At 58.6% G+C, this 13306-nt stretch carries 13 protein-coding genes and 1 riboswitch; of the genes, 9 read left to right on the top strand and 4 right to left on the bottom strand.

Annotation, left to right across the window (positions count from 1 at the left end; translation table 11 throughout):
• Positions 1-58: 58 nt before the first annotated feature.
• A riboswitch (Lysine riboswitch) is annotated at positions 59-227 on the bottom strand.
• 144 nt (positions 228-371) lie between these two features.
• The 3 genes from ACTQW0_RS00850 to ACTQW0_RS00840 all read left to right on the top strand — a co-directional run bounded on the left by ACTQW0_RS00850 (position 372) and on the right by ACTQW0_RS00840 (position 2254).
• Positions 372-1559 carry an N-acetyldiaminopimelate deacetylase gene (locus ACTQW0_RS00850; RefSeq protein ID WP_441564392.1) on the top strand — a complete coding sequence of 396 codons (1188 nt, stop codon included), beginning with the start codon at positions 372-374 and terminating at the stop codon, positions 1557-1559.
• 100 nt (positions 1560-1659) lie between these two features.
• Positions 1660-1941, top strand: a complete 282-nt coding sequence (locus ACTQW0_RS00845) for a type II toxin-antitoxin system RelE/ParE family toxin (RefSeq protein ID WP_427747940.1) — start codon at positions 1660-1662, stop codon at positions 1939-1941.
• Positions 1913-2254, top strand: coding sequence for a HigA family addiction module antitoxin (locus tag ACTQW0_RS00840; protein ID WP_427727846.1), 342 nt, complete (start codon positions 1913-1915; stop codon positions 2252-2254). The genes ACTQW0_RS00845 and ACTQW0_RS00840 overlap by 29 nt, the downstream gene beginning before the upstream one ends.
• A 415-nt stretch (positions 2255-2669) precedes the next feature.
• Here ACTQW0_RS00840 and ACTQW0_RS00835 read toward each other — a convergent pair whose 3' ends face one another.
• Positions 2670-2963 carry a hypothetical protein gene (locus ACTQW0_RS00835; RefSeq protein ID WP_427794863.1) on the bottom strand — a complete coding sequence of 98 codons (294 nt, stop codon included), beginning with the start codon at positions 2961-2963 and terminating at the stop codon, positions 2670-2672.
• 131 nt (positions 2964-3094) lie between these two features.
• On the opposite strand from ACTQW0_RS00835, the gene ACTQW0_RS00830 reads away from it, so the two are divergent.
• The 4 genes from ACTQW0_RS00830 to ACTQW0_RS00815 all read left to right on the top strand — a co-directional run bounded on the left by ACTQW0_RS00830 (position 3095) and on the right by ACTQW0_RS00815 (position 6671).
• On the top strand, positions 3095-3589 hold the full coding sequence (locus ACTQW0_RS00830; RefSeq protein WP_427794864.1) for a hypothetical protein: 495 nt from the start codon (positions 3095-3097) through the stop codon (positions 3587-3589).
• A gap of 599 nt (positions 3590-4188) precedes the next feature.
• On the top strand, positions 4189-4731 hold the full coding sequence (locus tag ACTQW0_RS00825; protein ID WP_441566453.1) for a DUF4352 domain-containing protein: 543 nt from the start codon (positions 4189-4191) through the stop codon (positions 4729-4731).
• Positions 4732-4770: 39 nt separating this feature from the next.
• Positions 4771-5193 (top strand): XRE family transcriptional regulator, encoded by a 423-nt coding sequence (locus tag ACTQW0_RS00820; protein ID WP_441566451.1) that lies wholly within the window; start codon positions 4771-4773, stop codon positions 5191-5193.
• Positions 5194-5291: 98 nt separating this feature from the next.
• Positions 5292-6671, top strand: a complete 1380-nt coding sequence (locus ACTQW0_RS00815; RefSeq protein ID WP_441566449.1) for a serine/threonine protein kinase — start codon at positions 5292-5294, stop codon at positions 6669-6671.
• A gap of 37 nt (positions 6672-6708) precedes the next feature.
• Here ACTQW0_RS00815 and ACTQW0_RS00810 read toward each other — a convergent pair whose 3' ends face one another.
• Positions 6709-7842, bottom strand: coding sequence for a coiled-coil domain-containing protein (locus ACTQW0_RS00810; RefSeq protein WP_441566447.1), 1134 nt, complete (start codon positions 7840-7842; stop codon positions 6709-6711).
• A 698-nt stretch (positions 7843-8540) separates the two neighbouring features.
• On the opposite strand from ACTQW0_RS00810, the gene ACTQW0_RS00805 reads away from it, so the two are divergent.
• Positions 8541-9797: a carboxylate--amine ligase gene (locus tag ACTQW0_RS00805; RefSeq protein ID WP_441559921.1), complete on the top strand. Its 1257-nt coding sequence runs from the start codon at positions 8541-8543 to the stop codon at positions 9795-9797.
• Positions 9798-9882: 85 nt separating this feature from the next.
• Positions 9883-10629, top strand: a complete 747-nt coding sequence (locus ACTQW0_RS00800) for an aspartate/glutamate racemase family protein (RefSeq protein ID WP_229770678.1) — start codon at positions 9883-9885, stop codon at positions 10627-10629.
• Positions 10630-10752: 123 nt separating this feature from the next.
• Here ACTQW0_RS00800 and ACTQW0_RS00795 read toward each other — a convergent pair whose 3' ends face one another.
• Positions 10753-11499, bottom strand: coding sequence for an energy-coupling factor transporter transmembrane component T family protein (locus tag ACTQW0_RS00795; RefSeq protein WP_441566445.1), 747 nt, complete (start codon positions 11497-11499; stop codon positions 10753-10755).
• Complete coding sequence (locus ACTQW0_RS00790) at positions 11492-13243, bottom strand: ABC transporter ATP-binding protein (protein WP_441566443.1); 1752 nt, start codon at positions 13241-13243, stop codon at positions 11492-11494. Before ACTQW0_RS00790 ends, ACTQW0_RS00795 begins: the two co-directional genes overlap by 8 nt.
• Between the last annotated feature and the right edge of the window lie 63 nt (positions 13244-13306).

The raw sequence follows: 13306 nt of genomic DNA, 5'->3' as shown, positions 1-13306 counted from the left end.
AAACCTCGCTATCCAGACGGCGCCATCTGCGCATCGAATCCGCATAGCGTGGACCCAATGTCCGGATAGCGCTCCCGCATTGCTGCAGACAGTCCTGTGGGTGTTTCCCACAGGCCCACCAGGTTGTTCGTGCCCGAAAAACCCAGTTCGGCGGGTTTCGCCTCCCCGCGGGGTCAAAGCCTGCCGGCTCACCCGCGGCTCTTCGTGCCCGCGCCTCTATCAAGTGGTAAAGACCCTATCACGTTGCACTTTACCAAACAAGAGTATTCGTATATAACGTTTAAAAAATGCAGGGATATGCTGGAAACATGTGCGCCACAATCCTGTATCACAATAAGTTGCAACAGATGTGCCTCACGAAGGGATCCTCTATGACCGAGCTCCAAGAACTCCGTCGCTATCGCCGCGATCTCCATCGCATTCCGGAGCTCGATTTCGATCTTCCGCAAACCATTGCCTATATCGAGGGCGTGCTGGCACCGCTCACCTGCGAAGTGACCCATCCGTGCCCCAGCTGCGTCTGCGCTTTCTTCGACGCCGGCGTTGATGCCGCGCATGCCACGGCGATTCGCGCCGATATGGATGCGCTGCCCATTGAGGAGGCGACAGGGGCGGCCTTTGCCTCGACCCATCCCGGCAAGATGCACGCTTGCGGACATGACGGTCACATGGCCATGGCACTTGCCGCCGCGACGTATGTCGACCGTACGATTCGCGAGCAGCCGGGCGCCATGAGGCGCAACGTGCTCTTTGTGTTCCAGCCGGCCGAGGAAACGACCGGTGGTGCCAAGACGGTATGCGAGAGCGGCGTGTTCGAGCGCTATGGGGCCGACCGCATTTTTGGCTTCCATGTGTGGCCCGATCTGCCTGCCGGCACGTTGGCGAGCTGTTCCGGTCCGCTGCTGGCGCGTTCGAGCGAGACGCATATCTATATTCACGGTACGAGCATCCATATTGCTAAGACCTATGGCGTGCCGGTCGAGGAGTCGCACGATGCCGCGTTGGCGGCAGCGAAGTTTTTGGTTGCCGAGCGCGAGCTGATGGACGAGCTGGGCGGCGACGAGCCCTGCATCGGCAAGTTTGGTCTGCTGCAGGCCGGTACGGTTTGCAACGCGGTGGCGGGGGAGGCCCATGTGGCCGGAAGCCTGCGTGTGTTTACGGACGGCATGTTCGACCGGGCGCGCGAAGGCGTGCGCCGCGTGCTTGATGAGGCATGCGCTGCAACGGGCTGCACGTACGATCTCGACTTTGCCGAGGGCTATCCGCCGGTCAACAACGACCCCGAGTTGTTTGCCTGTGTCGCGCCTGCCTTGCCCGGCCTGCAGCTTGTGGAGGAGCCGCTGTTAATTGCCGAGGACTTTGCGTTCTATCAGCGCCATCTGCCGGGCGTATTCTTCTTGTTGGGCACGGGTGTGCCGGAGGGTCAAGAAAACCCGAGCGATTCGGATGGCTGTCCCGCCTATGCCACGAGCGCCCTTCACACCGATACCATGCTCTTTGACGAGGGAATTTTGCTCAAGGGCCTCGATGTCTACAAACGATTGCTTTTGCTTGGTTAATCGGCGCGGGCGCATGTTCTAGAAAATACGAACAAATGTACGGTATAATAGAGATGTATGTCTGTAGAAACGTTTGACGTTATTAACGTAAGGCGATACTATGATTGCATCGTACAAAGATGAGGATACCGAACGTTTTGCAATGGGTGTGCGGGTCAGGAGGTTCGTGCCCTTTGAGCGGGTCGCATTGAGGAAGATTCGTCAACTGCAGGTTTGTGCTTCACTTGATGACCTTCGCGTTCCTCCGGGCAATCGTCTTGAAGCGTTGAAGGGCGATCGCGCCGGCCAATATAGTATCCGTGTTAATGAGCGCTATCGGGTCTGCTTTGAGTGGAGACAGGGGATGGCTTGGAATGTCGAAATCGTCGATTATCACAAGTGATGAGACCGCGCCCGATTTGCTGTCACCGGTGACTCCTGGTGAACTTCTCAAAGAGGAATTTCTTGTTCCTATGGGCATTTCTCAATATCGTCTTGCTAAGGAGACCGGGATTCCGGCACAGCGTATTGGGCAGATTATTTTGGGGAGGCGTCGTGTTACGGCTGACACCGATCTTCGCCTTTGCCGCTACTTTGGCCTAACGGATGGTTATTGGCTGCGCGCCCAGATAGCGTTTGACCTCGAGGCGGAAAAGAGGCGCATCGAGCCGGAACTGGATAAGATCGTTCCTGTTCAGCAGGCTATCGCATTGTAGTGTTCAAAGATGTTGAGGTTGGAGTGACGATGGGGCGACGCCGACAGTCTGCCGTTTATAGTCCCGGTGGGTGTGGATGCGGCTTGTTGTTGCTTCCGGTTATTGCTGTGAGCATTGGCGTTATGTTTGCGCTTGCCGGGTTGGCGGCAGCGGCAGTTTGCTGTTGATCGTGGCTATTGGCGTGACGATTTGGCTCTGCCGCAATCGTGAGCAACGCCGTGCCGACGGTAAAACCAATGTCGGCGGGGGTCGTCTTCCTGATTATTGCGTACCCGCTGAGTGTCAGCTGCCTGGTGTTCTTTGTCCTGTTGATGATCAGTGCCTTTACCGGGGAATCCGTAACGGTGGGGTAGGCTTCGACGAGCTTCTTGAGGATGAAGCGAGGGGGCGGACCCTGAATGAACCGCGCCCCGCATCAACAAGTTTCATTCGTTGTGTAGCAATCCGAATGCGCAAGCGTTTGGCGCGAGAGCACCGCCGCCAGCAACACGGGGATGCAGGCCGCAATCGCCAGCCCCCATGCCAGCCCATCGCAAAAGCGCGTCAACGTCGAGCCTGACCACGGCCATTTCCTGCTCGAGTTTGTAGGCTCGCTCGATGTGAGCTCGTCGATCTTGAGCTCCATAACCGCGCGGCTGCGCGAGTTGGACTCGACCACTCCGATCGGTGTTGCAGTGACGCCGATGAGCGTCACTGCAATAGACTCCACTGGATCTCCTGGCAGGACATAGGTCAACTTGCGAGTGCATTATCCGCTGTGGTCACAAATCAGCTGGCAACTGAGTAATCGGCCTAAAGCACGGGGTAAAATACGCCAAAGAGGAAGGAATGGAGGCTGAAATGGAAGAGTTCGAGTTCAAGGACGAGCAGCAGGAAGAGAGCGTGAAGACAACGCTGACGGAAACCGACCTTGAGCTTGACGATGCGGAAAAGAAGCCTCTCATGCAGGCCACCCGAGAAAAGGTGGAAGCCATTCCCGATATCGTTAAGGAGGGCGCAGCGAAAGCCGTCCAATTCGTCAAAGAACATAAGAAGGGGATTGCCTGGGCGGCTGCCATTGGGGCTGTCGCCTACGTTGCCAACAACTCGCATGAGAAAGATCAGCTGCTGGAAAAGAATACTCGGCTGACGGAAGAAAACGCTCAGCTGTCAGACGATCTCGTAATAGAGCGCGAGGTCTCAGACCGTTTGGCATCGCGAGTGGTGGAGCTCGAGAATCTCTGCGATGAGAAAGACGACTATTTCCGAGAGACGATTTCGGACGGACTGCGTCATGGAAGTTCCCTCGCCGGAAAGCACATGGCCGACCGAAGGCAATATCTCAATGAGGGGTAGGCCGGTTCTTGCTACGCGCCATTACGCCCAACGCCTAGCCTGCAACGCTGGGGCGGCGCACTCATTCCTGGCAGCAGCGCAGGAAAGACGTCTGCGCAGCCGTCAGGGGTGCTATTTGGTTCAGTTCCAAGCCTCATCCAGCCGTCAGCTAACCCGCCTGCCCCTCGCCGTCGTTGCGGCGTATCGCGCCCATCGTCTGCTTTGAGCCGCAGGCCGTGTCATTGCCGCCCACGATGGCCTTGTGGTTGTTGAATGTGGTCGGGCCCATGCGACCCTTGGGCGGTTCTCAGCCCGCATCTACCAGGATTCTGTCGAGCTCGTGCGAGCATCGAGCGTGCAGGGCATGCTCGAGAGCGTCGTCGTCCGTATGGACCACGCCGTGCAGGTTCGCCATGTCGGAAATCGAGGCAAGGCGCTGCAGGCGTAGAACCAGTAGTTCAAATCGATGTTGGCAAGCCTCGAGGTGTCATCGGCGATGGACACGCGCTTCATGCACTTCTATATGGCAACCTTAGCTCTCAGCTAATGAATTCAAGTTTAATCCTTCCTACGATGTGCTGTGTACCGGCGCGGTAGCCGGATCGTAGGAAGGATGCATAATGAAAAAGCTCGAAAACGAAGTGCTGCTGAGCCGTCGCGCTGCATTTGGCGCATTCGCCACCGTCGCCTTGGGGACTGCCGGTCTTCTTGCCGGTTGTGGTAGCGATAAGGCGACCGTCACCGAGGACGCTGGCGATGGCGACAAGAAGGAAGAGGCGAAGAAGGAAGAGCAGCCTACGACTGACCTGGCGGTTGGCACGACGGTGACCACAGCTGCCGGTCTTTCCGTCGTTGTCGATTCCGTCCAGCCCGGCCTTACAAATTATGACGGTTCGACCATGACGGGCATTCATGTCACGTACGTCAACAATGGCGATGAGGGCGCAGATTACAATATCTACGACTGGAAGGGCGAGGACGCCAACGGCGCCCAACAGAATCAGGGTTACTACAGCGAGGGCTCCGATGAGCTGCAGTCTGGTACCCTTTCCGCCGGTGGCTCCGTGGCGGGCAATATCTACTTTGATGGCGATATCAAGAAGGCACTGTATTTTGCCAACATGTTTGATAAGTCTGCCACTGCAAGCTGGGTGCTGGCCTAGCATGTCGCTACCGTTGCGCCGGATGGGAGGTGAAGTCGTATGCCCGATAAAAAGCTGACCGAGGAGTTGCTCAATGAGCTTCTCGATGCGCCGAACATCGATGGCTATATCAGGGAGCACGACTTTGCCGCCCCGTCGCTTTCGGATTACCTGAAGCAGCTACTGCAGGAAAAGGGCTTGGAGCGCTCGCGCGTGGTTCGTATGGCCGATCTCAATGAGACCTTTGGCTATCAGATCTTTACCGGTGCGCGTCATCCGAGTCGCAATAAGGTGCTGCAGATTGCCTTTGCTATGGCGCTGACGCTCAAAGAGACCAACCGTGCACTGACGGCTGCCGGGGTAAGCGTCCTTAGCTGCAAGGACCGCCGCGATGCGATTATCATCTTTTGCATCGATCGCGGGTGCAGCCTCCAAAAGGTCAACGAGGAGCTGTATCGCTTTGGCGAGGAGACGGTAAGTTAGCGGCTGATATCTGAGCCGGCGGAGCTGTCGAACAACGATGCAAACGAACGGGGCGCGGATGCGATGGGGTGTCTGCGCCCTGCGCTATGATGGAGGCTATGGATACTCAGGCCCCAACATATTCCAATGACGAGCTGACCGCAGCGCTTGCCGAGCACCTGGCGTCGCTCGATCGCGACGACAGCTATCGCGTGGAGCGTGTACTTAAGCGCTCGTCTGTTGAAACAACCGAGCTCGTGTACTTTGAAGGAACCGGCGGTGGTTCGCTCGGTCCCTTTGTCCGTAAACGTATCGATGCTTCGGCTCAAATCGGCGGGGCATACGAGCGTCTGTTTGCCGCTCAGCGGGCAGGCGGGCGTTTTGAGCACCTGCCCAGAATCGTCGATTGTCGTCGTTCGGGCGACGAGCTCAACGTGGTTATGGAATACATCGAAGGGGAGACATTCGGGGCACTGGTGGACCGTCTGGGAGCCGCTCCCGATTATGCGCGTGAATTGTATCCTGTCCTTTGCGACGCCGTGGGCGAGCTCCATGCCGGTTTTGCAATGGCGGGGGAGGCTTCGGCGCCGGTGATCCATCGCGACCTCAAGCCGTCGAATATCATCGTGACAGGTGCCAACTATACGCCTGATGACGGCCTGACGTTTTCATCGCTGGTGATTATCGACTTGGGGATCGCGCGCGTGTGGCGCGATGGCGCCGATGCCGATACTGTCAAGTTTGGGACACGGCCCTATGCGCCGCCCGAGCAGTATGGGTTTGGGCAGACGAGCGTGCGAAGCGACGTCTACGCGCTCGGTGCCCTGCTGTTCTTTTGTTTGACGGGAGTCGACCCTAAACCAGGGCTCGACATGCGCGAGCAATGCGAGGTGCGCGGCATTCCCACTCCACTTGCCGATGTCGTTTGCATGGCGATGGCGCTCGACCCGGCCAAGCGTTTTGCGAGTGCGGAAGCGTTGGGACGGGCGACGCGCGCGGCATACGATCTGAGTCGCCCCGTGCGGCCTCCTGCGCCTGCGCCTGTCCGTACTCCGGCCTCGGAGACGTTGTTGACGCCCCAAGGGCTCCAGAACCCCACAAGGCTTCCTAGGCCTGCCACCTCCGCTGCATGCGGTCTGCTCTCTCGCGTTCCGGAGTCCCTGGGGCGCATTTGGAATACGCTCGTCTGCTTCTCGCTGCTTGTGTTCTTTGCAGGAAGTCACTTTGCCGTCTTTCAACCCACGGGAGCAAACCAAAGCTACCCGACGTGGCTTCTCATAATCGAGTATTTTTTCTTTGTCGATGGCCTTATGGCGCTTATGCATTTTGCGGTGCTCGATAAGCGCCGTCTACGTCGGCGATTCGCACTGCTCGACAGCTATCGCGGCAAGAAACTCGCGAAACTCTGGCTCAAGGCATTGGGTGTGCTGCTCCTATGCATGATCGTCATAGTCGCGGTTGCCAATGCGACCGGCGTCGTCGATACCTCCGCTACCTAAAAGAAAAGGGCCCCATTGGGGCCCTTTGCAGTTGCACTTAGATGCGGTTCATCTGAGCGGCGACTTTGTTGTACCAGTCCTGCCACGTGGGCGGGCAGTACTTTTTGGCCGCAGCCGGGGTAAGGGTGGAGCCGTAGTTGGCGCCCAGATAGGCAACGTGAGCGAAGATGCCCTCGCTCCAGCTGCCAAAGCTGCGCCAACCGCCGCCACGTGCACTCCAGCCCCAGGCGTTGTAAGAATTGGCGCAATAAGCACCCTTGGTGCTCTCGATGCAGGCGATGGCGGGGGACCAACGGGGGTCGACACCGGTATTCCAAGCGGCGACGGCAAAGTTATAGCCCTGGCCTGCCATAGGGGAGCCGGCGAGGTAATTGTCGATGCGGCTCGTCCACTCATTAATGAACGAATCGTAATCGGAACTACCGGTGTTGGCGTTGTTCACCGTGGTGTCGATGGTGGTGTTGGTGTTGGTGGCCTGGCTGCTGGAATTGCTGCCGCTCACGCCCTCGCCCGAGAGCTTCTCGGCGGCAGCGGCCTTATCGGCCTCAAGCTTGGCAAGCTCGGCGGCATTTTCCTGCTCGGCTTTTGCCTGTGCCTCGCTGCGGAGCTGCTGGGCCTGCGCCAGCGCATCCTCGGCATTTTTCTGCTCTGCCTCAAGCTGAGACTTGGCCTGCTGGAGCTCGGCCTTGTTCTGCTCGAGTTCGGTTTGCATGTTATTGAGCTCTTCGATCTCGTCGACGCTCGAGCTTGTGATCTGGTTGGTGTATTTGCAGGTCGTGATGAACTCACCCAGGCTCTGTGCGTTGACCAGGAAGCTCACGATGGGGTTGGTGCCCTTCTGGTACTTGTACAGATCGCGCATGGCGGTGCATGCCTTTTCCTGCTGATCGGGAAGCTTCGCCTCGATCTTTTCGATACTTGCCTCGTTGGCGTCAATCTGCTTCTGCAGATCGCCGAGCTTGGTGCGGGCATCGTTGTAGGCGCTCGTGGCGGCTTCGATTTTCTGCTGGGCGGCGGCAAGCTGATCCTGCGTTGCCTGCGAGGCGGCATACGCCGCGACGGGGGAGAGCATCGGCGTGGCCGTCAACGCAACGGCGAGCGCGGCGCTCGTGATGATACGAGCCGGCTTCGACGCGATGAGCGCTGCGGTGCGATGGTTCGAATGATGCATCCAGTCCCTCTGCAATCAATCGTAGGTTATTGTTCCTCAGGTATTCTACTACTGCTTTCGACCTCAACTTGAACCTTAAAGGTTTTAAAGGGTCAAGTTGAACTTGAGACTTTGGCTTTGACCTGCAGTTATATCGAATTGTTGAGAAACCATAGAGTTCAACTTTAACGTTACGGGGGCCTGTTTGGGACGGGCTTTGGACTGTGAAAGCTATCTCAACGTTGGGGTTTGTGGCTATAAGGTCCCATTGCGGCGAGCTTGCTCTACTTCATTGAGCGCCTGGGCGGGGGTGAACGAACAGGTGCCGTCGCCGAGTTTGATTACCCTGATGTTGTCCCCGGCGTGGGCATCGGAGACGAGGCCAAACTGCTCGATGGCGGTATCGTGTCCGCCGGCGACGGGCGTCTTGCGCGCGCTGCGCCAACTCGCGTTTTGCGGCATCGAGGATGGGGTTATCGGTTGGAAGGTCCTGGAGCACGCGTGCGCCTTTCACTCGGGGGTATCAATATGCTGAACCCTACAACAACGGTGGGTTCATTGCCGTTTGTCATACGGCGGTGAGCGCGGCCTTCATGCTGGATAATTGCGTTGATTGTCATAGATACAGTGGAGCTTTAGGTGGAAACGGTCCGGCACGCTAAAATAAACGGGTTGCATAAAGACCGCCCGTCGTGGGCAGTTCTAGATAGGAAGTTTCCATGGCATTGCAGTTTACAGAGCGCGAGTTTATCCCCGTGCTGCTCGGTGGTGACATCAACGCCTATTCGGTGGCGCGCGCCTTTTACGAGGAGTATCAGGTCAAGAGCCTGGTCTTTGGCAAGTACCAGACCGGTCCTGCGTACCGCAGCCAGATTATCGACTACACGCCCAATGTGGATATCGACACCATGCCGGTCATGATCGAGACCATTAACGGTGTCGCGCAGGCCAATCCCGATAAGAAGATTATTCTCATGGGCTGCGGCGACAACTATGTCGCGCTTGCCGCACAGGCTCAGGATGCCGGCGAGCTTGCCTCAAACGTCATCGCGCCCTATGCGCCCTACAGCATGCTCGAACAGTGCCAGAAGAAGGAAATCTTCTACGAGCTGTGCGAGAAGCACGGTGTTCCCTATCCGCATACGTTTACCTTTACCATGGCCATGCTTAACGCCCGGGGCGAGGCTCCTGCCGAGGTGCTCGACCAGATTGATTTTCCCTTCCCGATGATCCTGAAGCCTTCCGACGGCATCATGTGGTGGGAGCACGAGTTCGAGGGCCAGAAGAAGGCCTACGAGATCGCCGATCGCGCCGAGCTGGAGCAGGTCATTCGCGATGTATACGCGAGTGGCTACACCGATGATCTGATCCTGCAGGATCGCGTGCCCGGCAACGACGAGTACATGCGCGTGCTTACCAGCTATTCCGACCGCAACGGCAAGGTGCGCATGATGTGCCTGGGCCACGTGCTGCTCGAGGAGCACCAGCCTCACGGTGTTGGCAACCACGCCTGCATCATCACCGAGCCCAATGACGAGCTCATGGGCGGCGTGCGCAAGTTGCTCGAGGACCTCAAGTTTACGGGCTTCTCCAACTTTGACGTCAAATACGACGAGCGCGACGGTTCGTTTAAGTTCTTCGACTTCAACACTCGCCAGGGCCGCAGTAACTACTATGTCACCAACAGTGGCTTTAACGTTGCCAAGTACGTAGTGGACGAGTATGTGTACAACCGCCCGTTTGAGCCCGAGTTTGTGACGGCGCAGAACGAGGCGCTGTGGATGGTTGTCCCCATGGGCGTGGTCGATAAATACGTCAAGGATCCCGAGCTGCGCGCTAAGGCGCATCGTCTGGCCAAGGAGGGTAAGGCCGCCGACCCCTCGTTTATGAAGGGTGATTTTGTCTTTAACCGCTGGCTGCGCATGTGGCACACCAAGCTGCGTCACTTTAAGCTGTTTAGGACGTATTACAAATAGGATGAACGTCGCGCCCGCCCGGTTTGTATCGGACGGGCGCGGGTATGATACGCGCAATGGTGTGAGCGTCACCAAGGAGGCGGCGATGGAAAAGCTGGGAGTTATCGGCGGTATGGGCGCCGAGGCCACGTCGTATTACTACGACCAGGTGGTGCGTCACACGGCGGCCGCCCGCGACCAGGAACATATTGACATGGTGGTGCTCTCTAAGTCGACCATGCCCGACCGTACGCTGGCCATTAAGACCGGCGACCATACCGAGCTGCTGGCGACCATGAAGGAATGCGCGCAGGCGCTCGAGACGCTGGGCTGCGCGCACATTGCCATTCCCTGCAACACGTCGCACTACTTTTACGATCAGATTCAGTCGTTTACCTCGGTCCCCATCATCCATATGCCGCGCGAGTCGGTGCGCTATGCGCTTGCCGGCGTGGTGATGGGGGAGTGTGAGTTCGACCCCAACTTGAGCATGCCGGCCGAGCCGGTACGCAAGATCGGCATCATGGGTACCGATGGCACCGTGGGTGCCGGCGTCTACGGTCGCGAGTGCGAGGCGGCGGGCGTCGAAGTCGTTTATCCCAGCGAGAAGCGCCAGGCCGATGTGATGTCGCTTATTTACGATGACGTGAAGGCAGGACGCGAGCCCGATATGGATAAGTTTGATCGTGTGATGTGGGAGTTTGCCCGCAGCGGCTGCGACCGCGTCATTCTGGCCTGCACGGAGCTTTCGGTGCTGCAAAAGTATCGCGAGATGCCCGAGATCACCCTCGACGCCATGGATGTGCTGGTGCGCGAATCCATCATCCGCAGCGGCGCCCCCTACCGCCTGTAGCCCTCGACCTGCCAAAAAGGGACAGGTTTATTTTGGTAGGTTTTATCTGGGAAAACAGTAAAGACCTCGGCTCGTTTGTGCGAGCCGAGGCCTTTTGCATTTGTCGGTTGCTGCCAGCGATTGCTAGAACAGGAAACCGATGGCGATAAGGGCGATGCTGACGATAAGTACGGCAATGTCCAAGCCTTTGATGGGGTAGCGCTTGTACGAGCTCGCACGCGTGCGCAGGTAGAAGCCGCGCTGCTCGGCGGCAAGCGCGGTGGCATCGGTCTTGCCCACGCTCGAGATCAATAGCGGCACGCACAACGGCAGCATGAGCTTGAGCTTCATGATGGGATTCTTGGTATCGTACTCGACGCCGCGTGCGGTCTGTGCCTCCATGATGGCGTTCATCTCTTGGCCAAACACCGGCACAAAGCGCAGCGCCGTGGTAAAGGTAAAGGCGTAGCGATACGGCACGTGCAGCACCTCCACGCAGGCATTGGCAAGGTCGTTGAGCTTGGTCACCATGAGCATCAGGATGAGTGGCGGCGCTACGCCCAACAGGCGCAGACAGGCCTTCGAGCCGGTGATGAGGCCTTCGTCGGTGACGAAGCCCCACACCACGTTGCCATCGCGCATAAAGGCCAGCTGCAGCGCTAACATGATGAGTGCGAGCGGAATCAGCAGCTTGAGCAGCGAGAACAGGCGGTCGACGACGCCGGCGTAGGCTCCCAGCGCGAGCGTGAGCGCCAGAAAGCCAAACAGCGCCACGTAGGTGTCGGACAAAAAGATGCCGATGATGATGGCAGCGGCGAGGCCCAGTTTGATGACGGGATTCAGACGATGCAGCAGCGTGTCGCCCGGCATATAGTCGATGACATTAACCACGGCGGACCATCTCCTCGGTAATGCGAACGATATCGGTGACCTCGCTCACCTGTGCAAAGGCGGGCGAGACGGAGGATGCCAGGCGACGTGAGAGTTCAATAACCTGGGGCGGTTCAACATAGGCGCGCTGCATGAGCTCGATGTTCGAGAACAGCTCGTGCGTGCGGCCGTGATCGAGGATGCGACCGTCGGCCATTACTACGATGCGCTCGGCAAAGTCAGAGACGACTTCCATGTCGTGGCAGACCATGATAACGGCGCAGCCGCGCTCGGCCATGGTGCGCACCGTTTCCATCACGGTCATGCACTCGCGGTAGTCCAAGCCGCTCGTGGGCTCGTCGAGCACCACGATTTTGGGCTCTACGACCACGACGGAGGCGAGCGCCACCATCTGGCGCTGACCGCGCGAGAGCGAGAAGGGCGCCTCGTCGGCCGGCAGGCCAAAGCGGTCGATGACGAGCTGGGCGCGACGCAGCGCCTCGGCACGGTCGATGCCGGCAAGCTCCAGGCCAAAGGCGACCTCGTCGAGCACGGTGTCCTTGCAAATCTGGCGGTCGGGGTTTTGGAAAAGGGTTGCGACTTCGCGTGCGATGCGGCTCGTGGGAACCGATGCCGTGTCCAAGCCCGTAACGCGCACGCTGCCCGATGCAGGCCTAAGCAAACCCGTGAGCAGCTTGGTGAGCGTGGTCTTGCCGGCTCCGTTTTGGCCGACAATGCCCACGAGCTCGCCGGGATAGAGCGTCAGGTTGAGGTCGTGGACGGCGGCGCCACCATGGGGGTAGGAAAACTCAACGTGGTCGAAGGCGAGCACGGGCTCGGCGTCTTTGGCGTGCGGGCGCAACGACGGTGCGTGCGGTGAGCCGGCGGGTGCCTGAACGTCGCTGCTTGCGTGTGCGGGGTCGACGATGCTCGTAATCAGGCGCTCGGCCTCATCAACATCCAAACAGGGAGTGCCGCTTGCCAAGCCATCGGCCTCGAGGCTGTTGAAGATGCGTGTGACGCGCGGGCAATCGACACCGATGGCGCGGAGCTTGTCGGTGTGCGCAAAGACCTCATGTGGCTCGCCTTGCAGCGCGATCTGGCCGTGATCGAGCACGAGCACGCGGTTGCAGTACTCCGAAAGCAGGGCGACCTTTTGCTCAACGACGACGATGGTGGTGCCGAGGTTACGGTTTGCCTCGCGCAGCGATTCGAAAACCAGCGTGGAGCTGGCGGGATCGAGCGCCGCGGTTGGCTCATCGAGCACGAGGGCGCGCGGGCGCATGGCGAGGATGGCAGCGATGGCCACCTTTTGCTTTTGGCCGCCCGAGAGGGTGGCTATCTCGCGGTCGCGCAGGTCGATAATGCCGACGGCCTTAAGCGTCTCGCTCACGCGCTGCTCGATCTGGTCATGCGGAACGCCAAAGTTCTCGAGGCCAAAGAGCATTTCGTCCTCAACGACCGAAGCGACCATCTGCGTGTCGATGTCTTGCAGCACGCTGCCGACGATCTGCGATATGTCGGTGAGCGAGACCTCGCAGGTGTCGTGCCCGTCAACGAACACGGAGCCAAAGAAGGTTCCGGTGTAGTGGTGGGGCACGGCGCCCGACAGGCAGGCGGTAAGTGTTGATTTGCCGGCACCCGAAGGCCCGATGATGCCGATGAAATCTTCCTTGTTCACGCTGAGCGAAACGTGGCTAAGCGCCTGCTCGGCCTGCGTGCCATAGGCGAACGAGACATCGTCGACGTTGATGATCGTTTCCATGGATACCTTTCATAGTCATTGGGGACGTTCTTACATGACTAGTCGTTTAAGGACGTCCCCAAT

The organism is Collinsella sp. LCP19S3_B7, assembly GCF_052121795.1.
Classification (GTDB): Bacteria; Actinomycetota; Coriobacteriia; order Coriobacteriales; family Coriobacteriaceae; genus Collinsella.
Note: the sequence above shows the minus strand (reverse complement) of the source record. Positions and strands in the feature narration are given on the sequence as shown.

Coding starts and splice junctions, on each gene's coding strand:
- ACTQW0_RS00850 (WP_441564392.1), top strand. CDS start 372: ATGACCGAGCTCCAAGAACTCCGTCGCTATCGCCGCGATCTCCATCGC.
- ACTQW0_RS00845 (WP_427747940.1), top strand. CDS start 1,660: ATGATTGCATCGTACAAAGATGAGGATACCGAACGTTTTGCAATGGGT.
- ACTQW0_RS00840 (WP_427727846.1), top strand. CDS start 1,913: ATGTCGAAATCGTCGATTATCACAAGTGATGAGACCGCGCCCGATTTG.
- ACTQW0_RS00830 (WP_427794864.1), top strand. CDS start 3,095: ATGGAAGAGTTCGAGTTCAAGGACGAGCAGCAGGAAGAGAGCGTGAAG.
- ACTQW0_RS00825 (WP_441566453.1), top strand. CDS start 4,189: ATGAAAAAGCTCGAAAACGAAGTGCTGCTGAGCCGTCGCGCTGCATTT.
- ACTQW0_RS00820 (WP_441566451.1), top strand. CDS start 4,771: ATGCCCGATAAAAAGCTGACCGAGGAGTTGCTCAATGAGCTTCTCGAT.
- ACTQW0_RS00815 (WP_441566449.1), top strand. CDS start 5,292: ATGGATACTCAGGCCCCAACATATTCCAATGACGAGCTGACCGCAGCG.
- ACTQW0_RS00810 (WP_441566447.1), bottom strand. CDS start 7,842: ATGCATCATTCGAACCATCGCACCGCAGCGCTCATCGCGTCGAAGCCG.
- ACTQW0_RS00805 (WP_441559921.1), top strand. CDS start 8,541: ATGGCATTGCAGTTTACAGAGCGCGAGTTTATCCCCGTGCTGCTCGGT.
- ACTQW0_RS00800 (WP_229770678.1), top strand. CDS start 9,883: ATGGAAAAGCTGGGAGTTATCGGCGGTATGGGCGCCGAGGCCACGTCG.
- ACTQW0_RS00790 (WP_441566443.1), bottom strand. CDS start 13,243: ATGGAAACGATCATCAACGTCGACGATGTCTCGTTCGCCTATGGCACG.